This is a genomic window from Mesorhizobium sp. M0954, assembly GCF_040319155.1.
Classification (GTDB): Bacteria; Pseudomonadota; Alphaproteobacteria; order Rhizobiales; family Rhizobiaceae; genus Mesorhizobium.
Window position 1 is genome coordinate 107,440 of the sequence record NZ_JAMYNR010000004.1, and the last position, 19,813, is coordinate 127,252.

Consider the following 19,813-nt stretch of genomic DNA (forward strand, 5'->3'; position numbering starts at 1 on the left):
CCATGAATTTCGACATTTCCGTCCGAACCGAGGCCTTCCGCAGCCGGATCGCCGATTTCGTCGAGCGCGAAATCCTGCCGCTCGAGGCTGACAAGGCTTGCTATGACGGCCATGGCAATATTGCGCTGCCGCTGCTTGAAACGCTGCGCGGCAAGGCGAAAGCAGCCGGCCTGTGGTGCCTGCAGCTCAAACCCGAGACCGGCGGGGCCGGCCTTTCCAAGGTGGATATGGCCGTCTGCTATGAAGAGATGAACCGCTCGATCTTCGGTCCGGTCGTGTTCAATTCCGCGGCCCCCGACGATGGCAATATGATGATGCTGGAAGGGTTGGGAACGCCTGAGCAGAAGCAAAGATGGCTGAAACCGATCGTCGAGGGCAAGGTGCGCTCGGCCTTCGCAATGACGGAACCGCACCCGGGCGGCGGCTCCGACCCGTCGATGATCATGACCAGAGCCGAACGGCGTGGCGACAGATATGTCGTCACAGGCCGCAAATGGTTCATCACCGGCGCGCAAGAGGCGAGCCACTTCATTCTCATTGCGCGCACTTCGGACGATCCGCGTCACGGCCTTTCGGCCTTGCTGTTCCACAAGGACCAGCCGGGCTGGCGGATCGTGCGGCGCATCGAAATCATGGGACCGGAAGAACATGGCGGCCATTGCGAGCTGGAGTTCGACGGCCTGGAAGTCCCGGTCGAGGACGTGCTTGCCGGCGAAGGCAGCGGCCTCCGGGTTACCCAGGTCCGGCTCGGTCCGGCGCGGCTCACCCATTGCATGCGCTGGCTCGGTCTTGCCAAGCGCTGCATCGAGATCGCGCGCGCCTATGCCGCCGAGCGTAGCGGTTTCGGGCAGCTTTTGGCCGACCGTGAGAGTATCCAGCTGATGCTCGGCGACCTTGCTATGCGCATCGAGATCGGGCGGCTGCTGGTGATGAAGGCGGCCTGGGAGCTCGATCGCGGTGGCTTTGCCCGCAAGGAGGTCTCCATGGCCAAGATCCAGGTCGCCAACGTGCTGCATGACGCCGCCGACGTGGCGATCCAGATCAACGGCGCCCGCGGCTATTCGAAAGACACTGTACTCGAATGGATTTACCGCTACGCCCGCCAGGCTCGCCTGGTCGACGGCGCCGACGAGGTCCACAAGATGGTGCTCAACCGCTTTCTCAACGAGGAAGGTGCGGGCTTCTGGCGCTGGCATGTCGAAGCCGGCAGACAAGACGAAACAGGTCGCGGCGGGAACCGCTGAGCCGGCAATGAGGATGGATTTCGATCCAGTACGCCTGGAGGATTTTCTGAGAGCGCATTTTGGCGATGGCCAAATGTCGCTTGAGCGGATCGTCGGCGGCCAATCCAACCCGACCTATTTCGTCGACTATGGCGGCCGCCGCATGGTTCTGCGCAAGAAACCTCCGGGACCGATCCTGCGCGGCGCTCATGCGGTCGATCGCGAGTACCGGGTGATCGAGGCGCTAGCATCGACAAAGGTGCCGGTGCCGCGGCCGGTGCTCTATCACGACGGCGACGAGCCGCTCGGCACGCCGTTCTATCTGATGCAGCGGCTCGACGGCCGGGTGTTCCACGATGGCGCGTTGCCGGGACTGACGCCAGACGAGCGGCGCGGCATCTATTTCGGCATGGCCGAGGCGCTGGCAAAGCTGCACGCCGTCCGGCCGGAAGAGGTTGGGCTCGGCGACTATGGCCGTCCCGGGAACTATTTTGAGCGACAGATCGCGCGCTGGACCAGACAGTTGCGGGAATCGCCGAGCGAGCGCATTGCCGCGCTCGAAGCCGTCGCCGAATGGCTGCCGCGACATCTTCCGCCAGATGATGGCCACGTTTCGATCGCGCATGGCGATTTCCGTCTCGGCAATCTCATCTTCCATCCCGAGCGGCCCGAGGTGATCGGCATACTCGACTGGGAGTTATCGACCCTCGGCCATCCGCTTGCCGATCTCGGCTTCTGCTCGATGCCCTGGCATTCCTCATCGGACGAATATGGCGGCATCCTCGGCCTTGATCAGGCAGCCCTCGGTATTCCGACACAGCGCGAATTCCTCGATCATTACTTCGCCTACGCCGTGCCGACGGCGCCGCTGCAGCGGTTCCATCTGGTGTTTGCCATGTTCCGCTTTGCCGTGATCTTCGTCGGCATCGCCGACCGCGTGCTGGCCGGCAGCGCGGTTGCGGCCGATGCGGCGGATGTGGCACCGCTGGCCGGCTGTTTTGCTGTACGCGCCGTGGAAGTCATCGACGGCGCGCGGCCCTGGTGACGCGAGGCTGGCAGTCGGCTGAGCGAGTTGCAGCGATACGCGTTCAGTTCATGCGAACTTCCGGTTCGGCAAGCAGTGGGATCTCCAGGCCACGCCGCAAGCCGGTCGCCACGACCGACACCCTGAATTTTCCGGCGAGTGCCTTGTCGAAGATGGCGCCGACGATGATGTCGGCATCGTTGTCGACCTCCTCGCGGATGCGGGTAGCGGCTTCGTCGACCTCGAACAGCGTCATGTCCATGCCGCCCGATATCGAGACAAGGACGCCCTTGGCGCCCATCATCGAGGCTTCGTCGAGCAGCGGGTTGGCGATTGCCGCTTCCGCTGCCTTCTTGGCGCGGCCTTCTCCGGCGGCTTCGCCGGTTCCCATCATGGCGCGGCCCATGTCGCGCATCACCGACTTCACATCGGCGAAGTCGAGATTGATCAGGCCTTCTTTGACGATCAGATCGGTGATGCAGCCGACACCCGCATAGAGGACCCGGTCGGCCATGGCAAAGGCGTCGGCGAACGTGGTTCTGGCGTCGGCGATCCTGAACAGATTCTGGTTGGGAATGACGATGACGGTATCGGCGCTTTCGCGCAGGCGCTCGATGCCCTCATCGGCAGCGTACATGCGGCGCCTGCCTTCGAAGACGAATGGCTTGGTGACGACGGCAACGGTCAGTATTCCGGCTGCCCGCGCTGCCTGTGCTATAACAGGCGCGGCACCAGTGCCGGTTCCGCCTCCCATGCCGGCGGTCACGAAGCACATGTGCGTTCCAGCAAGGTGATCCATGATCTCGTCGATGGATTCCACGGCCGCGGCACGGCCGACCTCGGGCAGGGACCCGGCGCCGAGACCTTCGGTGATATGAGCGCCCAACTGGATCAGCCTCGTTGCCTTCGACATGGCAAGGGCCTGGGCATCGGTGTTGGCGACGATGAATTCCGCGCCCTGCAGGCCTTCGGCGATCATGTTGTTGACGGCGTTGCCGCCGCCGCCGCCGACCCCGACGACGGTGATCTTGGGCCTCATCTCCGAGATTACCGGCCTCGTCGCGGTGTTCATTGCCGTTCTCCCTGGATACGCCGAGTGGTCGCTGGAAGCTTGTCCCGGGCGCACTGCGAAAACTCTGAACCGGGCAGTGCGAATCAGGACAGCCCCAGAATGCAGGGAATCAGAGCGCGGAGCGGGCTGCAAGTGCGCGATGTGCCTCATAGGCGACTTGCGTCTGAAAGTTCACGCAATGCGCCTTGATACAGTGCAGATCGCGGCGCGGGGCGCCGCACGCTACAACTTCGGCGCGAGGCACTGCGCGACGTGGTCGGCAATCGTCAGGCAGGAGGTCAGGCCGGGGCTTTCGATGCCGAACAGGTTGACCAGGCTATCCACGCCGTGCACCGCCACGTCCTGGACGACGAAGTCGGCATTGGCCTCACCGGGACCGGACAGTTTTGGCCGGATGCCGCTGTAAGCGGGTTGCAGGCTGCCATCGGCCAGGTCCGGCCAGTATTTGCGGATCTCGCTGTAGAAGCGCTCGCCACGAGCCGGGTCGACGCGGTAGTCGAGTTGATCGGTCCATTCGACGTCCGGCCCGAAGCGGGCGACGCCATCAAGGTCGAGTGTCAGATGAACACCGAGCCCGCCGGGTTCGGGCACCGGATAGACCAATCGCGAGAACGGCGCCCGTCCGGCCACCGAAAAATAATTGCCCTTGGCATAATGGAGCTTTGGCACGAATTGCTGATTGAGCCCTTCAAGCGAACCGGCAAGTGCTGCGGCGCCAAGCCCGGCGGCATTGACGAAACGCGGAGTGGCGATCTCGAAGCGCTCGCCGCCGGCAGCGTCCACCGTCTCGAGCACGACGCGGCCTGCTTCGATGCGGCCGGAGGCGATGCGCGTGTTGAGACTAAGTGCCGCCCCGTGCTCCTCGGCGTCGCCCAACAGGGCGAGCATCAGGGCATGGCTGTCGATGATGCCGGTGGCGGGCGACAGCAGCGCCGCCGTGCACTTAAGGCTGGGCTCCAGCGTATGCGCCTCGGCTTCGCTCAAGCGCAACAGGTCGCCGGCGCCGCAAGCGCGTGCATTGGCCCGGATTGAGGCGAGCACCGGCTCCTGTTCGGCACTTGTGGCAACGATGAGCTTGCCGCAGCGCGCGTGTGGGACCGCCCGCTCCTCGCAATAGCGATAGAGTCTTTCCCGGCCGGCCACGCAGAACTGGGCTTTCAGCGATCCAACCGGATAGTGGAGGCCGGCATGGATGACCTCGGAATTGCGCGAGCTTGTCCCGGTGCCGATAGCGTTCTCGGCTTCCAGGACCAGCGTATCGATGCCGCGCTGCGCCATCTCTCGCGTGATCGCCAGGCCAACAACGCCGGCGCCAGCGACAATGCAGTCGACATGGTCCACGGTTAGGTCAAGCCGAAGTTCTGCATGCGTCCATCCATCCGCTGGCCCTGCCGAAAGCGCTTGACACTATACCGTTCGAGAAAGATGCATCAAACGGCATAACGCACGGGGACCTGCCGAGCCGGACCGGCGGCAGGATTGTTCCGCGTCAGCATCAGGAGCCGTCATGGACGCACGACCGAATTCACCCGAAGCCCGCGACATAAGCTTTCACATGCATGGCTATACGAATGCGCGCAAGCATCAGGAGTCGGGGCCGCTCGTCATCGAGAAGGGCGACGGCATCTATGTCGAGGACCTTGCCGGCAACCGCTATATCGAGGCGATGGCGGGGCTCTGGAGCGTCGCGGTCGGCTTTTCGGAGAAGCGGCTGGTCGATGCGGCAGTACGGCAAATGTCGAAGCTGCCTTACTATCACGATTTCGGCTCCAAATCGCATTCGCCGCTGATCGATCTCGCCGAGAGACTGGTGCAGATGGCGCCGGTGCCGATGAGCAAGGCGTATTTCACCAATTCCGGCTCCGAGGCCAACGATACGGCCATGAAGATGATCTGGTACCGGTCGAATGCGCTCGGCCAGCCGGCGCGCAAGAAGATCGTCAGCCGCAAGAAGGGCTATCACGGCGTCACCATCGCCTCGGCAAGCCTGACCGGACTGCCCAACAACCACACTTCCTTTGACCTGCCGATTGCCAATGTGCTGCATACCTCGACGCCGCACCATTGGCGCGAGGCGCTGCCGGGTGAAAGCGAGGAGCTGTTTTCGACGCGGCTTGCCGACGAACTGGAAAAGCTGATCCTCGCCGAAGGACCGGAAACCATCGCCGCCTTTTTCGGCGAACCGATCATGGGCGCCGGCGGCGTCATCGTACCGCCGGCGGGCTACTGGGAGAAGATACAGGCGGTCCTGTCGAGATACGACATCCTGCTCATCGCCGACGAGGTGATCTGCGGCTTTGGCCGAACTGGTGAGATGTTCGGCTCGCAGACCTTCGGCATCAGGCCCGACATCATGGTGTTATCGAAACAGATCTCTTCGTCCTACCTGCCGATCTCAGCCCTGCTGATCAATGACAAGGTATTCGAGCCGATCGCCGACGAAAGCAACCGTATCGGCACCTTCGGCCACGGTTTCACCGGCGGCGGCCATCCTGTTGCGGCAGCGGTCGCGCTCGAGAACCTGAAGCTGATCGAGGAGCGCGACCTTGTCGGCAATGCGCGTGCGGTCGGCGCGCATATGCTGAAGCGGCTGCGCACGCTCGCTTCGCACCCGCTTGTCGGCGAGGTGCGCGGCATCGGCCTGATTTCGGCGGTCGAACTGGTCGGCGACAAGGCGAACAAGGCGCCGTGGGGGAAGACCAGTGAACTGGGCGGGCTCGTCAACGGCTTCATGCAGCAGAACGGCGTCATCTCGCGCAATATGGGCGATGCGCTGGCTTTCTGCCCGCCGCTGATCATCACCGAGCCGCAGGTCGACCAGGTGATCGACGCGTTTGAACGGTCGCTCGAGGCTGCCGCCAAGCAGGTCCGATCGCAGAGCTGAATAGGCAAAGTCGATTTTGAAACCTGAAAACAAAAACGCCTCGGCGACGGCTGGCAGAAGGTTACCTCCACACCGATAGTGTTGAAAAAGTCCGGGTTGCAGCAGTCCTGAAGCACTTCTCTATTCGGCATGTTGAGGTCAAGCGCTTTCGAGCTTGCGGCTTCTCCGGCGTTTGACGTCTTTCGCGGGGCCTCGCTTCTCTACGGGATCGGCTTTAGCCCTCCCAGCATGGGATCAGGAGAATGAAGCGGCACAATCTGATTCGCGGCCTGATCGGCTGCAGTGAGCGACCGGTCCGAGTGCTTCAACGAACTCGCCTCATCCATCGTCCCGCGAAGGACGTGCTTCCGCCGGTGGCGGAACTTGTCTCTCTCCTTACGGCCTTCCCGGTCAGATAGCGGCTGGCGAGGCCTCCCGCGTCCAGCGGAATTCGGTGCCGTCCACCCACATGCGGTGCATGATGACCGCCAGCCGGCGGGCGAGTGCCACGATCGCTTTTCGCAGACCGCACCGCTTGGCGACATTCATCGCCCACGCCTTCAGCCATGACCACTTCTTGACGCGCGTTAGCATCACTTGGGCGGCTTCGTAGAGCAAGGTGCGCATCATCCCGTCGCCGCACAGCGAGACGCGACCCACGCGGTGACTTTCACCTGATTCGCGGCCTGATCGGCTGCAGTGAGCGACCGGTCCGAGTGCTTCAACGAACTCGCCTCATCCATCGTCCCGCGAAGGACGTGCTTCCGCCGGTGGCGGAACTTGTCTCTCTCCTTACGGCCTTCCCGGTCAGATAGCGGCTGGCGAGGCCTCCCGCGTCCAGCGGAATTCGGTGCCGTCCACCCACATGCGGTGCATGATGACCGCCAGCCGGCGGGCGAGTGCCACGATCGCTTTTCGCAGACCGCACCGCTTGGCGACATTCATCGCCCACGCCTTCAGCCATGACCACTTCTTGACGCGCGTTAGCATCACTTGGGCGGCTTCGTAGAGCAAGGTGCGCATCATCCCGTCGCCGCACAGCGAGACGCGACCCACGCGGTGACTTTCACCTGATTGGTTGAGCACCGGCGTCAGTCCCAGGATGAACCCCACCGTTTTGGAGTTTCTGAATCGCTGTGGAATGTCGATCGTCGCGGTATAAGCCAGCGCCACCACAGGACCGACGCCGGAGATCGTCATCAAGCGCCGACAGACCTCATCGTCCCGCACGATTCTCAGAAGTCTGCGATGTAGAACTGTAAACTGTTCTCGCAGCTTGCAGCGCGCCTCCAGCAGCGGCGTGACAATTTCGGCCAGTTCACAGCGTCCTTCGACGAGCTCGCGAATCCGATCCTCAAACTTGACGGTCCCGACGACGCCAACCTTGAGCCCAAAATTGCGCAACAGGCCGCGCAGGTCGTTCTCGATGGCGAGGGCCTTTTCCTGCAGCAGCTTGCGCGCCGTCAGCAGCGCGCGGCGCTTCTGGCTCGTCAGCGTCTTGACATGCACCGGGCGGAACAGGTTGACGCGCATCATCTGTGCGATGCCGCGCGCATCATTGCGATCCGTCTTGTTCGGCCGCGCCTTGAGGAATGCCTTGGTGTGTCGGGTCTCGATGCAGATTGCCGGCAAACCGGCCTTGGCCAGGCCTTCGAACAGCCATTGCGACAACGGTCCGGCCTCGAGCCCGATCCGCTCGATGCGCAAGGCGGGACCTTTCAGAACCGCGGTGAGGTCGTCGGGGTGGCTGACCACCTTGATCTCGCGGCAGATCTTGCCAGTTTCATCGACAATGCAAACGGCGGTCTCTTTTACCGAGATATCCAATCCGGCATAATGCTTCATGCTGCGTTTCCTTTCCTGATGCTTGTGGCTGTAGCTGCAGACCACGTTCTATCATCAGCTCGGAGCGCAGCACCTCCGTCCATCACCGTCGAAGATGGGGCTCAAGCCGAATATCCCATCTGATTCAATCTTCGTCGTAAGAGGAGATTGAGTCGATGATGGGCGAGCAAAGTGTGATGCAGGAGGAGCTGTTCTACGGCTTCAGCCTGGAGCGGCATGTGCCGGCGGATCACCTGCTCAGAGCGATCGACCACTTCGTCGATCTGTCCGCCATCCGCCAGCATCTGGCGCCCTTCTACAGCCCGATCGGCCGTCCCTCGATCGACCCTGAGCTGCTGATCCGCATGCTGATCGTCGGCTATTGCTTCGGCATCCGCTCGGAGCGCCGGCTGTGCGAGGAGGTACATCTGAACCTGGCCTATCGGTGGTTCTGCCGGCTTGGCCTCGAGGGTGATGTGCCTGACCACTCACCCTTCTCCAAGACCCGCCACGGCCGCTTCCGCGATGCCGACCTGCTGCGCGAACTGTTCGAGACCGTCGTCCGGCGCTGCATAGCTGAAGGGCTCGTCGGCGGCGAAGGCTTTGCGGTCGATGCCAGCATGATCGTCGCCGACGCCCATCGTCAGCGCGGGATCGAAACGGCCGAGGACCTCAATCCCAAAGCCAAGCGGGCCGTGGCTGAGTATCTCGCCACTCTGGATGACGCCGCCTTCGGGGCCGCCACGCCGGTGGAGCCCAAGTTCGTCTCCCCTGTTGATCCCGCCGCGCGCTGGACTGCCGCTTGGGGTGGCCCAGCCGTCTATGCCTATTGCACGAACTATTTGATCGACGTGGAGCACGCCATCATCGTGGACGTGGAGCCCTCGACCGCGGTGCGCCAAGCCGAGGTGACGGCCGCCAAGACTATGATCGAGCGGGCGCACGACGAGCTCGGCCTCTGGCCGGAGCGGCTGATTGCCGACACCGGCTACGGCTCGGCCGAAATGCTGAACTGGTTGGTGCATGAGCGTGGGATCGAGCCGCATATCCCGGTCTTCGACAAGTCTAGGCGCAAGGATGGCACCTTCTCGCGCGACGACTTCACCTACGACCATAAGGCCGATACATACATCTGTCCTGGCGGGAAGACGCTCAGGCAGCGCCAGAAGACCTATCGGATGCCACACCCTCTCGTCGACGAGAATGGCATGATGCGCTATCGCGCCAGCAAGCTGGATTGCGACGCCTGTGCCCTGAAGCCCAGCTGTTGCCCGAAGGAGCCGGCGCGCAAGGTGCTGCGCTCGATCTATGAGGGCGCGCGCGACATGGCCCGCGACATCGCAAAGACAGACGCCTACCAGACCTCACGCTATCAGCGGAAGAAGGTGGAGATGCTGTTCGCGCACCTCAAGCGCATCCTGAAGCTCGATCGATTGCGATTGCGCGGCCCCTGTGGTGCCCGCGATGAGTTCCACCTTGCAGCCATCGCCCAGAACCTCAGGAAATTGGCCAAGATTTGCACCCTCGGAACAAACGTCCGAGCCACTTAAGGCGAGGAGGTCGCGTCGACCTTAATCAAGACGCTTCGGTGCGAGTGGATCCACGGCTTCATCGCCGACTTCTTCAACACTATCCACCCGTTGCTGCCGTTTAGTCTCCGTGCTTTGTTTTCGCAGATGAGCCGCTGAATCCTTCCAGTTCCTCGCCGATTCCTGAAAGTGCGTTGACGATCGTCGCCTCGACGTCGCCACGCTGTTTCTGGGGAATCAAGCCAAGTCCTTTTTGTATCGCTTCACGCCAATGTTTCCCCCTGTCCCACGCTTCCGAAAACGCGATGGCGAGATCGTCCTGGCGACGGGTAGCTTTCAGTGCCTCGACCAGAAGTGCTGCCTGGTGGACATCCTTTTCCCGCTTGCCCACGCCGTTTGCGTTGTTCTGTCGGCGCGAGGCAACGATCAGCTTGTGAACCGCATATCGTCCGGGCGACGGTACCACGACAGGCACTCCCGATCGATGCAGCAGCACAGTTCTGATTGGTTCGTGGATCAGGAAATCGAGAAACCGAAGAGGCTGCGCGGATGCACCGCCCAAAGGCGGCATCGAGGTTGCATGATCGGCGTAGTCATCGCTGCCCGTGTTCGGTGTAAGGAACTCGACCTTGTATCGGACTGCGTTCTCGAATTGCGTCGCGTGTCCGGGATCTGATCTGTAAGGGATTTCCCTGAAGGTTGGGTCGATCTCCCTCAAGATTTCGAGGATGGGCGGCAGGCTGTCCTCGACCGCGGCCGACACGGAATGGAATAGGGCGAAGTCTGCATCGCCCGTCTGCAACGCTGCACCGGGCAGCTTCACGCCCAGATAGCCCGCGTAGGACTGAAAGGCGACTGTGCCGACCAGGACGCCGCGTAAGCGGAAGATGCCAGCCTTCCCCAGCGCCTCGACGACATCCCCGGTGAACCTTTCGGGTTCTGTCAGCCCTGCCTCGCGCACGAGCGTGGATACCAGCTTCCTGCGGGCGCGGAGGTCGTCCTTGATCTGACGGAAGGATTCAACGCGTTTTGCAATCTCGGGATCGCTGTCAGGCCCGACATACCGTCGCGTCTTCGTCGGCTGCGTTTCCTCGAAATACCAGTATACCTTGCCCTTGACGGGCACCTTGACGAGATTGCCCGTCGTAGGGAAATCCGTTTCGAAGACTGCGTCCAAGGATCGCTGGACGAGTTCCGCATACATCGTGCGGTAAACGAGGTCGACCGTCTTCATGTCAGGCGGCTCCGGTTATAAGAAAAATGCGGTTCTCTTATAGCGGCATGACCTCAAGGGACGCAAGCGGGAGTTATAAGAAATCGCGAAAACCTATAACACCGCAGGAGAGGGTCAGGAATCCTTGTTGCCGGCGTGCAGCCAAATCAGAATGGGTTTTGCTCATTCAGATAAACAAAGCCATCACGAAAACGCTGCTTGGATGTGGCGCTCGACCTCACCGCGTCCGCGAACGGCCCGAGCCTGTCATAGGCGTTTTTGGTCGACGCGCTATTTTGGCGACGCATCCGGCACGACGACCAGCTTGCCAACGAAATCCTTGGCGATGAAATCGGCCTGGGCGCGATGGAAATCGGACAGCTTGTAGACGCCGCCGACCAGCGGCCGGATCTTCTTGTCCTCGATGTAGCGCACGATGCGGCGGAAATCCGCGCGTGTGCCCTGGCTTGAGCCATGCAGTTGCAGCTGTTTCAGGTACATGGTGCGCAGATCGAGCTGCACGACCGGGCCGGCAATCGCGCCGGCCGTGGTATAGCGGCCTTCCGGCCTCAAGATGCGCAGGAGGTCGTTGAAGATCGCGCCGCCGACCAGGTCGGCGACCACATCGATTGGCCGCCCGCCGGTCGCCTCGTTCACGGCTGCCGGCAGGTCGGCCACGCCACGGGTGATCACCGCCTCGGCGCCGATGTCACGCACGGCCTGTTCCTTGCCCTTGCCGGCAACCGCATAGGGAATGGCGCCGCGTGCCCGCGCCAACTGCACGATGCCCGAGCCGACGCCGCCCGAGGCGCCGGTGACCAGCACGCGCTCACCGGCCTTCAATGCTGCGCGTTCCAGCATCTGTTCGCCGGTGAGATAGGCGCAGCAGAAAGTGGCGAGCTCGACATCGCTGAGATCGGTATCGACGACATGGGCATTCTCTGCCGGCACCGCCTGATATTCGGCATAGCCGCCGTCGCGGCCGTGGCCCATATAGTCGATGTCGGCGAGTGAATCGTCGTCGCGATTGTAGATGGAGAAATCGACCATCACCCGCTCGCCGATGCGGGTCGGCGAGACGCCGTCGCCGACGGCAATGATGTTGCCGACCGTGTCGGTGCCCTGGATGCGCGGGAAGCTCAGCGTATTGCCCCGACGACGCCAGGTCGACACAGCGGCGGCATCCTCCTCCGTTCCATAGGCGCCCTGGCGCACCCAGACGTCGGTGTTGTTCATGCCGCAAGCGGTGACCTTGACCAGCACCTCGCCCCGGGCGGGCGAGGGCACTTTCACGTCGGTGCGGTAGACGAGCTTTTCCGGTCCGCCGTGCCCGATCAGTTGCACGGCGGCCATGGTGGCGGGGAGGGTCTTGGTCATGGCATTCATGTCGGCTCTTCAGATATTTGCAAACACGCTCTTCACCGCGTCGGCCGTCCTCGACACGACGATATCGGCCTCTTGCCGCGTCAGGCAGAGCGGCGGCGCGAAACCGAGAATGTCGCCCTGCGGCATGGCCCGGCCGATGACGCCGCTTGCCGCAAGGGTGGTCGCGACCTGCGGCCCGATTTTATGCGAGGCGTCGAAGAATACGCGATCGTTCTTGTCGGCGACGAACTCGATCGCCGCCAGCATGCCGTCGCCGCGCACCTCGCCGACGTTTTTGTGGCCGCCGACGGCTTTCGTCAGCTCGGCGCGGAAATAGGCGCCGGTCTCGCCGGCGTTCCGCACCAGGTCCATCTCGTCGATCAGTTCCAGGTTGGCGACGCCGGCGGCGACGCAGATCGGATGCGCCGAATAGGTCCAGCCATGACCGAGCGAGCCGAGCTTGTCTGAACCCTGCACCAGCACCTGCCAGACCTTGTCTGACACGATGACGCCCGACAGCGGCGCATAGGCCGAGGTCAGGCCCTTGGCGATCGTGATCAGGTCGGGCTTGATGCCGTAGTGGTCGGAGCCGAACATGGTGCCCAGCCGGCCGAAGCCGGTGACGACCTCGTCGGCAACCAGAAGCACGTCGTATTTCTTCAGCACCGCCTGGATCTTCTCCCAGTAGCCGGCCGGCGGCGGCACGATGCCGCCGGTGCCGAGGATAGGCTCACCGATGAACGCGGCGACCGTCTCCGGCCCTTCGGCGAGAATCATCTCCTCGAGCTTGTCGGCACAGTATTGCGAAAACTGCTCCTCGCTCAGCGAGCGGTCGGCACGGCGGAAGTAGTAGGGCGCCTCGGTGTGCAGGACCGGCGCACGCGGCAGGTCGAAGGCGTTGTGGAACAGGTCGAGGCCGGTCAGCGATCCGGTCATGATGCCGGAGCCGTGATAACCGCGCCAGCGCGAGATGATTTTCTTCTTCTCCGGCCGGCCGAGCACGTTGTTGTAGTACCAGATCAGCTTGATGTTGGTTTCGTTGGCGTCGGAACCGGAGAGCCCGAAATAGACCCTCGACATGCCCTGCGGCGCGCGGTCGATGATCATCTTGGAAAGCGTGATCGATGCCTCGGTGCCGTGCCCGACATAGGCGTGATAATAGGCGAGGTTCTTGGCCTGTGCGGCGATGGCGTCGGCGATCTTCTGACGGCCATAGCCGACATTGACGCAGTAGAGGCCGGCGAAAGCATCGATGCTCTTGCGACCGTTATTGTCCCAGATGGTGACGCCTTCGCCGCCGGCGATGATGCGGGTCGGCGATTCACCCCGTGCATGCGTGCCCATATGGGTCGAGGGATGGAAGAAGTGATCGCGGTCCCAGGCGGCGAGTTCGTTTGACTGGTCGAGCATCTTTTTACTCCTGAGGAAAAGTGTCGGGCGCGGTTCTAGGCCACGTCCAGGCAGAGATATTTGAGATCGGTAAAGGCTTCGAGCCCGTGACGCGAGCCCTCCCGGCCGATGCCGGACTGCTTGACGCCGCCGAACGGGATCGGCGCGCCGGTGATCCTGACGCGATTGATGGCGACCATGCCATAGTCGAGCGCGCGGCCCATGCGCAATTGCCGGCCGCCGTTTTCAGTGACGACATAGGCGACCAGGCCGTACTCGGTGGCATTGGCGCGGGCGGCGACTTCCTCTTCGCTGTCGAAGGGCGTCACGGCCGCAACCGGACCGAAGGTCTCCTCGCGCATGATCAGGGCGTCGTCGTCAACATCGGCCAGCAGCGTCGGCTGGTAGAACAGCGGCCCGGCAGGATGGCGCTTGCCGCCGGTCAGGCAACGCGCGCCTTTGGCGAGCGCATCGGCCACCTGCTCCTCGACCTTCTTGACGCCGCGTTCGTGCATCAAGGGTCCGATTTCGGTGTCCTCAGCGAGGCCATTGCCGGTCCGCAATGCCTCGACGCGTTTGGCGAAAGCAGCGCAGAACCGATCGTAGAGCGGACGCTGGACATAGATGCGGTTGGCGGCGAGGCAGTCCTGGCCGGAGGTGGCAAATTTGGCGTCGACGGCTATTCTCACCGCCTTGTCGAGATCGGCGTCGGCAAAGACGATCAGCGGCGCATGCCCGCCAAGTTCCATCACCAGACGCTTCATCGTCGGCGCACTTTGCGCGGCAATCAGCCTGCCGATCTCGGTCGAGCCGGTGAAGCTCATGGCGCGAACGCGCGGGTCTTCGCACATCCGCCCGACGATGGTCGAAGCCCTGCCGGTGAGGACGTTGAACACGCCAGCCGGCAGGCCGGCACGTTCGCCAAGCTCGGCCAGCGCCAGTGCCGACAGCGGCGTTTCCGAGGAAGGATGCGCGACGATGGTGCAGCCGGCGGCAAGGGCGGCAGCCGCCTTGCGGGTCAGCATGGCCGCTGGAAAATTCCACGGCGTGACGACGCCGACGACACCGAGCGGTTCGCGTCGCACCACCATCTCGGCATTTGGCAAATGGCTGGTGACGCTTTCGGCGTTGAGACGTTTGGCCTCCTCGGCATACCACTCGACAAAAGAGGCTGCGTAGTCGATCTCGCCGCGCGATTCCTTCAGCGGCTTGCCTTGTTCGAGCGTCATCAGCAGGGCCAGGTCATTTTTGGCGGCGACGATCAGATCGAACCATTTTCGCAAGATTTTCGACCGTTCCTGCGGCAGCAATGCGCGCCAGGCAGGAAAGGCGCGCGATGCCGCATCGATCGCCAATGTCGTCTGCCGGGCATCGAGCGCGGCAACGAAAGCGACGGTGGATCCGGTGGCCGGATCGGTCACCTCGAAACTCTCCGCGGTCTCGCTCGCCGTCCAGTGGCCAGCGACATAGGCGAGTTCGCGCAGCAGCCGTCGGTCGGCGAGGCGGTCAAGTGCTTCATGGCGCTGCGAGCGGGCAAAATGTGCGGACATCGTCGGGCTCCCGGTTCGGGTGATGCCGCAAGACTATCTCTGCCGCGCAAACAGAGAGGCTGTTTGCGTGCCTGCACGTAGAGAGATTGTCTCTATTGCACCGAGCGCGCAGACGATCTCTCCGGTATCAGGAAGATGCCGGCAACAGGTCCGCCACCGGCAGCACACTCTCCTCCTTCACCGTCTTGGTGACGATATATGTGAAATAGCGGTCGATGCCGATCTCGCGTTCGAGCAGAGTGTCGACCAGCCGCTGATAGGCGTCGATGTCGCGCGCCATCACCTTCAGCAGGTAATCGACGCCGCCGCCGACAGACCAGCAGGCGACGATCTCGGGAATGTCGCGGATGACGCGCTCGAAACGGTCGAAATCGGCCTGGCGGTGGCTGGCAAGCGTCACCTCCATCAGCACGGTAGCGACCGGCGAGATGGCGCGCATGGCGATCCTGGCATGGTAGCCCGAGACGATGCCGGCCTTTTCCAGCTTGCGCAGCCGCATCCAGCACGGCGTCGGCGACAGGCCGACTTTCTCGGCCAGCGCCAGCTTGGTGATGCGCCCGTCGCGCTGGATGGCGTCGAGTATTTTCAGATCGATCGGATCGAGTTTCGCTGCAGCCATGATCGCCCACTTCCGGTGCCGGACACCATGACGGCGCATTATTTCGATTGTCAATTGCACTGATTTCGATCTCTAATAAGTCATGACATTTTGGCGACCAGATCCCGCTCTTATCCGGCGGCCGGCCTATCAATCGCTCGCCGACCAGTTCGCGCGCGCCATTCATGACGGGCGCCTGGCCAATGGCGCGCGCTTGCCGACGCACCGGCAACTGGCCGACGATCTGCAACTTTCCGTGCAGACGGTCAGCCGCGCCTACGAGGAATTGATCCGCCGCGGGCTGGTTTCCGGCGAGGTCGGCCGCGGCAGCTTCGTGCAGACGCAGCGCCGCGAGCCGGAGCCGCCCTATCTGCCGGAGCGGCTGGGCGAGCTCATCGACCTCTCCATCCTGAAGCCGGTCTGCGAACCGATGCATCTGGAGCGGCTGAGGCAGGCACTGGGCTGGCTCGCCGAAAACCTGCCGTCGAGCTCGGCGCTGTCGTTCAGGCCGAACATGGTGTTCCCACGCCACCGTGCGGTGGGTGTCGAGTGGCTGCGGCTCTGCGGCCTCGACGCGTCGCCGCAGAACATCAGCCTGACCAACGGCGCCACCGCCGGTATGACGGTAGCGCTGATGAGCGTAGCGCCGCCCGGTTCGACCGTCGCCACCGAGGCGATCGGTCACCACACGCTGATCCCGCTGGCGCGTTATCTCGGCTTCAACCTCGAGGGTTTGCCGATCGACGACAATGGGCTGATCCCGGAAGCGCTGGACGAGGCCTGTCGGCTGTCGGACATCCGCGCCGTGTTCGTGCAGCCCTCGGTGATCAACCCGACGGCAACGCTGATGGATGCCGCCCGGCGCGAGCAGATCGCTGCGGTGGCGCGCAGGCACGACATCGCCATTATCGAAAACGACGTGCTCGGCCCGCTGGTCGAGGACCGTCCGCCGCCGGTCGCGGCGTTTGCCCCCGAGCGCACGCTCTACGTCACCTCCTTTACCAAGATCGTGGTGCCGGGCCTGCGCATCGGCTATCTCGCGGCGCCCGATCGTTACGTCGCCGCGGTCGCCAATCGCCATCTCGTCTCGAACTGGATGGCGACGCCGTTGGTGGCCGAGATCGCCACCAAATGGGTGACCGACGGCACCGCGATGGAACTCGTGCGATGGCAGCGCCTGGCTTTGCGGCGGCGTCTGGACATAGCCGCCGAGGTGCTTGCCGGAGTGGATTATCGGGCTCATCGCGACGGGCTGCATGTCTGGCTGCGGCTGCCCGAGGATCGCGGCGAGGAAAGCTTTGTGTCCCAGGCGCGCCTGCAGGGCGTGGCGATTGCGCCCGGTACGTCGTTTCGCATTTCGCAGATGCCTTGGCATCCCGCTGTCCGGATTTCGCTGGGCTCGACCACGGAGGGGGAACTGCGTGCCGGTCTCGGCGTTGTCACCAAGCTTCTGCTCGGCGATCCCGAGCATCTCCTGCTTGCCATCTAGGCAACAAATGGCGGGGAATTGTGCGGAGTTCGGAATATTGTCATGATATTATTTTCTTGATTGACATGATTTGCCGCGATCCGCATCGTTAAAGGCATAGCTTCTCCAGCACGGGAAATTCATTGTCGGCGCCCATCATCAAGATCGACGGCATTTCGAAAAGCTTCGGCACCTTCAAGGTGCTGGACGGCCTCTCGATGCAAGTCATGCCCGGCGAGAAGCTGGCACTGATCGGCCCGTCGGGTTCGGGCAAGACGACGATCCTGCGCATCCTGATGACGCTAGAGCGTATCGACAGCGGCCACATCCAAGTCGACGGCGAACAGCTGTACCACATGGAGCGCAACGGCCGGCTACTGACGGCCGATGAACGGCATTTGGCAAAGATGCGCCAGAAGATCGGCATGGTCTTCCAACTGTTCAATCTGTTTCCGCACAAATGCGTCATCGACAATGTGACGCTGGCACCAATGCTGACCAAAGGCGTGCCGCGGGCCGCCGCCGAAAAGCGGGCGATGGAACTGCTCGACATGGTCGGCATGGTCGAGAAGGCCAAAGCGATGCCGGCGCAGCTTTCAGGCGGCCAGAAGCAGCGCGTCGCGATTGCGCGGGCGCTGGCGCTGTCGCCGAAAATCATGCTGTTCGACGAGGTCACCTCGGCGCTCGACCCTGAGCTCGTCGACGAGGTGCTCAACGTCATGCGCAAGCTCGCCGCCGAGACCGACATGACCATGCTGCTGGTCACCCACGAGATGGGTTTCGCCCATGACTTCGCCGACCGGGTGCTGTTCTTCGATCGCGGCAGAATAGTCGAGGAGGGCAAGCCCGACGAGATTTTCCGCCATCCCAAACAGGAGCGCACGCAAGGTTTCCTGAAGAAGATCATTGCGGCCGGACATCGGGTCTGACTGCCATGCGAGGCGGCAACGCCTCAAGCAAGCCAAGAAGACAGACAAACAAGGAGTTGGGAACAATGAAGAAATTTGCCATTTTGGCCGGCGTCGCCGGTATTGCGCTGACGGCGGTGCTGGCCGCCTCGACGGCCGGCTCGGCCGACGACAGCAAGCTCGAAGAGCTTAAGGCGCAAGGCTTTGCCCGCGTCGCCATCGCCAACGAGCCGCCCTATACGGCGGTCGCTGCCGACGGCAAGGTTTCGGGTGCGGCGCCTGACGTTGCCCGTGAAATCTTCAAACGCCTTGGCGTCAACGATATCGTCGCCTCGATCTCGGAATATGGCGCCATGATCCCCGGCTTGCAGGCCGGCCGTTTCGACGTCGTCACCGCCGGATTGTTCATGAAGCCGGAACGTTGTGCTGCGGTCGCCTATTCGGAACCGGTGCTGTGCGACGCCGAGGCGATGCTGGTGAAGAAGGGCAACCCGAAGGGCTTCAAGAGCTACGAGGACGTCGCGAAGGACGCGAGCGCCACGATCGGCGCGCCGGGTGGCGGCACTGAAGAGAAGCTGGCGCTCACCGCAGGTGTGCCGCGCGAGCGCGTCATCGTCGTGCCGGACGGCCAGAGCGGCCTGAAAATGCTGCAGGACGGCCGCATCGATGCTTATTCGCTGCCCGTGCTGTCGATCAACGACCTGGTCAAGAAAGCCAATGATCCGAACCTCGAAGTCATCGCGCCGGTGATCGGTGCGCCGGTCTATTGCGACGGCGCGGCCTTCAAGAAGGGCGACGAAGCGCTGCGCGACGCCTATGATGTCGAGCTGGCGAAACTGAAGAAGTCCGGCGAGTTCGCCAAGATCATCGAGCCTTACGGCTTCTCGGCGGCGGCGGCAATGTCGACGAGCCGCGACAAGCTCTGCTCGGCGAAGTAGGTGCGTTCTTCCTTCTCCCCTTTCACGGGGAGAAGGTGGCCCGAAGGGCCGGATGAGGGGCGGCGCCATACTCCGGTTGGTTCGCGCTGCCCCCCATCTGCCTGCCGGTATCTTCTCCCCGTGAACCGGGAGAAGGACGCTGGAAGCAACGTGTCGCTAGACATTCAACGCGGAAACTTTCGACCCAATGACCCAATGGTCCGGCTATTTCGGCCTGATATTGCAAGGAGCGCTTGTCACCATCGAGCTGACGCTGATGGGGTCGGTGCTGGCCTTGGTCATGGCCTTTCTTGCCGGGCTGGGGCGGCTGTCGCGGTTTTTCGTGCTACGCGCGCTGGCCACCGCCTATATCGAGTTCTTCCGCGGCACCTCGATTTTCGTGCAGCTGTTCTGGGCTTATTTCGTGCTGCCTTTTGCCGGCATTTCGTTGACGCCGCTGCAGGCCGGGGTGCTGGCGCTGGGCCTCAATGTCGGCGCCTATGCGGCGGAAGTGGTGCGTGGCGCCATCAAGTCTATCGGCCGCGAACAATATGAGGCCTGCACCGCCCTCAATCTCGGCCGCTGGCAAGCCATGCACCATATCATCTTGCCGCAGGCGCTTCTGGTGATGCTGCCAACCTTCGGCAACAACGCCATTGAATTGCTCAAGGCCACCGCCGTCGTTTCGCTGATCTCGCTCGCCGACCTGACCTTCCAGGCGCAGGTGGTGCGCTCGCAGACCGGCAATACTCTGGTGCCGTTCAGCACCATCCTCGTCATCTATTTCGTCCTGGCGCTGCTCATCTCATGGGGCGTGCGGTCGCTGGAACGCCGCATGGCTCGTGGCCTCGACGGGGTGCGCGTATGATG

16 protein-coding genes and 1 pseudogene are annotated in these 19,813 nt (G+C 62.9%); 8 read left to right on the top strand and 9 right to left on the bottom strand.

Annotated features, from left to right (window positions below; translation table 11 throughout):
- Positions 1–2: 2 nt before the first annotated feature.
- The gene (locus tag NKH93_RS07215; protein ID WP_352541731.1) at positions 3–1,244 is read left to right on the top strand and encodes an acyl-CoA dehydrogenase family protein; all 1,242 of its coding nucleotides are present in this window, start codon (positions 3–5) and stop codon (positions 1,242–1,244) included.
- 7 nt (positions 1,245–1,251) lie between these two features.
- On the top strand, positions 1,252–2,268 hold the full coding sequence (locus NKH93_RS07220; protein WP_352769551.1) for a phosphotransferase family protein: 1,017 nt from the start codon (positions 1,252–1,254) through the stop codon (positions 2,266–2,268).
- Between the two features lie 43 nt (positions 2,269–2,311).
- On the opposite strand, the gene ftsZ is transcribed toward NKH93_RS07220, so the two are convergent.
- The gene (gene ftsZ, locus NKH93_RS07225) at positions 2,312–3,319 is read right to left on the bottom strand and encodes a cell division protein FtsZ (RefSeq protein ID WP_023677189.1); all 1,008 of its coding nucleotides are present in this window, start codon (positions 3,317–3,319) and stop codon (positions 2,312–2,314) included.
- A 222-nt stretch (positions 3,320–3,541) separates the two neighbouring features.
- On the bottom strand, positions 3,542–4,660 hold the full coding sequence (locus NKH93_RS07230) for an NAD(P)/FAD-dependent oxidoreductase (protein ID WP_352817273.1): 1,119 nt from the start codon (positions 4,658–4,660) through the stop codon (positions 3,542–3,544).
- Positions 4,661–4,826: 166 nt separating this feature from the next.
- Between NKH93_RS07230 and NKH93_RS07235 the strand changes: the two genes are divergently transcribed.
- Complete coding sequence (locus NKH93_RS07235; RefSeq protein WP_352823277.1) at positions 4,827–6,203, top strand: aspartate aminotransferase family protein; 1,377 nt, start codon at positions 4,827–4,829, stop codon at positions 6,201–6,203.
- Between the two features lie 390 nt (positions 6,204–6,593).
- Here the strand turns inward: NKH93_RS07235 and NKH93_RS07240 are convergent.
- Together NKH93_RS07240 and NKH93_RS07245 are read right to left on the bottom strand one after the other, a co-directional pair.
- Positions 6,594–6,863 (bottom strand): annotated as a pseudogene (locus tag NKH93_RS07240) (transposase); the annotation flags it as partial.
- 126 nt (positions 6,864–6,989) lie between these two features.
- Entirely contained in the window at positions 6,990–8,027 is a 1,038-nt protein-coding gene (locus tag NKH93_RS07245; protein ID WP_352473779.1) for an IS110 family RNA-guided transposase, read from the bottom strand.
- 155 nt (positions 8,028–8,182) lie between these two features.
- Between NKH93_RS07245 and NKH93_RS07250 the strand changes: the two genes are divergently transcribed.
- On the top strand, positions 8,183–9,556 hold the full coding sequence (locus tag NKH93_RS07250; protein WP_352969760.1) for a transposase: 1,374 nt from the start codon (positions 8,183–8,185) through the stop codon (positions 9,554–9,556).
- A gap of 100 nt (positions 9,557–9,656) precedes the next feature.
- On the opposite strand, the gene NKH93_RS07255 is transcribed toward NKH93_RS07250, so the two are convergent.
- The 5 genes from NKH93_RS07255 to NKH93_RS07275 all read right to left on the bottom strand — a co-directional run bounded on the left by NKH93_RS07255 (position 9,657) and on the right by NKH93_RS07275 (position 15,671).
- Positions 9,657–10,769, bottom strand: a complete 1,113-nt coding sequence (locus NKH93_RS07255) for a nucleotidyltransferase family protein (RefSeq protein WP_352923519.1) — start codon at positions 10,767–10,769, stop codon at positions 9,657–9,659.
- A 270-nt stretch (positions 10,770–11,039) separates the two neighbouring features.
- The gene (locus NKH93_RS07260; protein ID WP_352501341.1) at positions 11,040–12,134 is read right to left on the bottom strand and encodes an alcohol dehydrogenase family protein; all 1,095 of its coding nucleotides are present in this window, start codon (positions 12,132–12,134) and stop codon (positions 11,040–11,042) included.
- 9 nt (positions 12,135–12,143) lie between these two features.
- Complete coding sequence (locus NKH93_RS07265) at positions 12,144–13,523, bottom strand: aspartate aminotransferase family protein (protein WP_352923522.1); 1,380 nt, start codon at positions 13,521–13,523, stop codon at positions 12,144–12,146.
- A gap of 35 nt (positions 13,524–13,558) precedes the next feature.
- Positions 13,559–15,052: an NAD-dependent succinate-semialdehyde dehydrogenase gene (locus NKH93_RS07270; RefSeq protein WP_352923525.1), complete on the bottom strand. Its 1,494-nt coding sequence runs from the start codon at positions 15,050–15,052 to the stop codon at positions 13,559–13,561.
- A gap of 127 nt (positions 15,053–15,179) precedes the next feature.
- Entirely contained in the window at positions 15,180–15,671 is a 492-nt protein-coding gene (locus NKH93_RS07275; RefSeq protein WP_352473224.1) for an Lrp/AsnC family transcriptional regulator, read from the bottom strand.
- Positions 15,672–15,753: 82 nt separating this feature from the next.
- Here NKH93_RS07275 and ehuR point away from each other — a divergent pair, with 82 nt between their 5' ends.
- The 4 genes from ehuR to ehuC all read left to right on the top strand — a co-directional run bounded on the left by ehuR (position 15,754) and on the right by ehuC (position 19,811).
- Positions 15,754–17,139, top strand: a complete 1,386-nt coding sequence (gene ehuR / locus NKH93_RS07280; RefSeq protein WP_352501338.1) for a MocR-like ectoine utilization transcription factor EhuR — start codon at positions 15,754–15,756, stop codon at positions 17,137–17,139.
- Positions 17,140–17,261: 122 nt separating this feature from the next.
- Positions 17,262–18,047 carry an ectoine/hydroxyectoine ABC transporter ATP-binding protein EhuA gene (gene ehuA / locus NKH93_RS07285; RefSeq protein ID WP_352683223.1) on the top strand — a complete coding sequence of 262 codons (786 nt, stop codon included), beginning with the start codon at positions 17,262–17,264 and terminating at the stop codon, positions 18,045–18,047.
- A gap of 65 nt (positions 18,048–18,112) precedes the next feature.
- Positions 18,113–18,964, top strand: coding sequence for an ectoine/hydroxyectoine ABC transporter substrate-binding protein EhuB (ehuB, locus tag NKH93_RS07290; protein ID WP_352923530.1), 852 nt, complete (start codon positions 18,113–18,115; stop codon positions 18,962–18,964).
- Between the two features lie 187 nt (positions 18,965–19,151).
- Entirely contained in the window at positions 19,152–19,811 is a 660-nt protein-coding gene (gene ehuC / locus NKH93_RS07295; RefSeq protein ID WP_023677201.1) for an ectoine/hydroxyectoine ABC transporter permease subunit EhuC, read from the top strand.
- The last annotated feature ends 2 nt before the right edge of the window (positions 19,812–19,813 follow it).

Bases quoted from the DNA above. Each gene is read 5' to 3' on its own strand.
- NKH93_RS07215 (WP_352541731.1), top strand. From the start codon at position 3: ATGAATTTCGACATTTCCGTCCGAACCGAGGCCTTCCGCAGCCGGATC.
- NKH93_RS07220 (WP_352769551.1), top strand. From the start codon at position 1,252: ATGAGGATGGATTTCGATCCAGTACGCCTGGAGGATTTTCTGAGAGCG.
- ftsZ (WP_023677189.1), bottom strand. From the start codon at position 3,319: ATGAACACCGCGACGAGGCCGGTAATCTCGGAGATGAGGCCCAAGATC.
- NKH93_RS07235 (WP_352823277.1), top strand. From the start codon at position 4,827: ATGGACGCACGACCGAATTCACCCGAAGCCCGCGACATAAGCTTTCAC.
- NKH93_RS07245 (WP_352473779.1), bottom strand. From the start codon at position 8,027: ATGAAGCATTATGCCGGATTGGATATCTCGGTAAAAGAGACCGCCGTT.
- NKH93_RS07250 (WP_352969760.1), top strand. From the start codon at position 8,183: ATGATGGGCGAGCAAAGTGTGATGCAGGAGGAGCTGTTCTACGGCTTC.
- NKH93_RS07255 (WP_352923519.1), bottom strand. From the start codon at position 10,769: ATGAAGACGGTCGACCTCGTTTACCGCACGATGTATGCGGAACTCGTC.
- NKH93_RS07260 (WP_352501341.1), bottom strand. From the start codon at position 12,134: ATGAATGCCATGACCAAGACCCTCCCCGCCACCATGGCCGCCGTGCAA.
- NKH93_RS07265 (WP_352923522.1), bottom strand. From the start codon at position 13,523: ATGCTCGACCAGTCAAACGAACTCGCCGCCTGGGACCGCGATCACTTC.
- NKH93_RS07270 (WP_352923525.1), bottom strand. From the start codon at position 15,052: ATGTCCGCACATTTTGCCCGCTCGCAGCGCCATGAAGCACTTGACCGC.
- NKH93_RS07275 (WP_352473224.1), bottom strand. From the start codon at position 15,671: ATGGCTGCAGCGAAACTCGATCCGATCGATCTGAAAATACTCGACGCC.
- ehuR (WP_352501338.1), top strand. From the start codon at position 15,754: ATGACATTTTGGCGACCAGATCCCGCTCTTATCCGGCGGCCGGCCTAT.
- ehuB (WP_352923530.1), top strand. From the start codon at position 18,113: ATGAAGAAATTTGCCATTTTGGCCGGCGTCGCCGGTATTGCGCTGACG.
- ehuC (WP_023677201.1), top strand. From the start codon at position 19,152: ATGACCCAATGGTCCGGCTATTTCGGCCTGATATTGCAAGGAGCGCTT.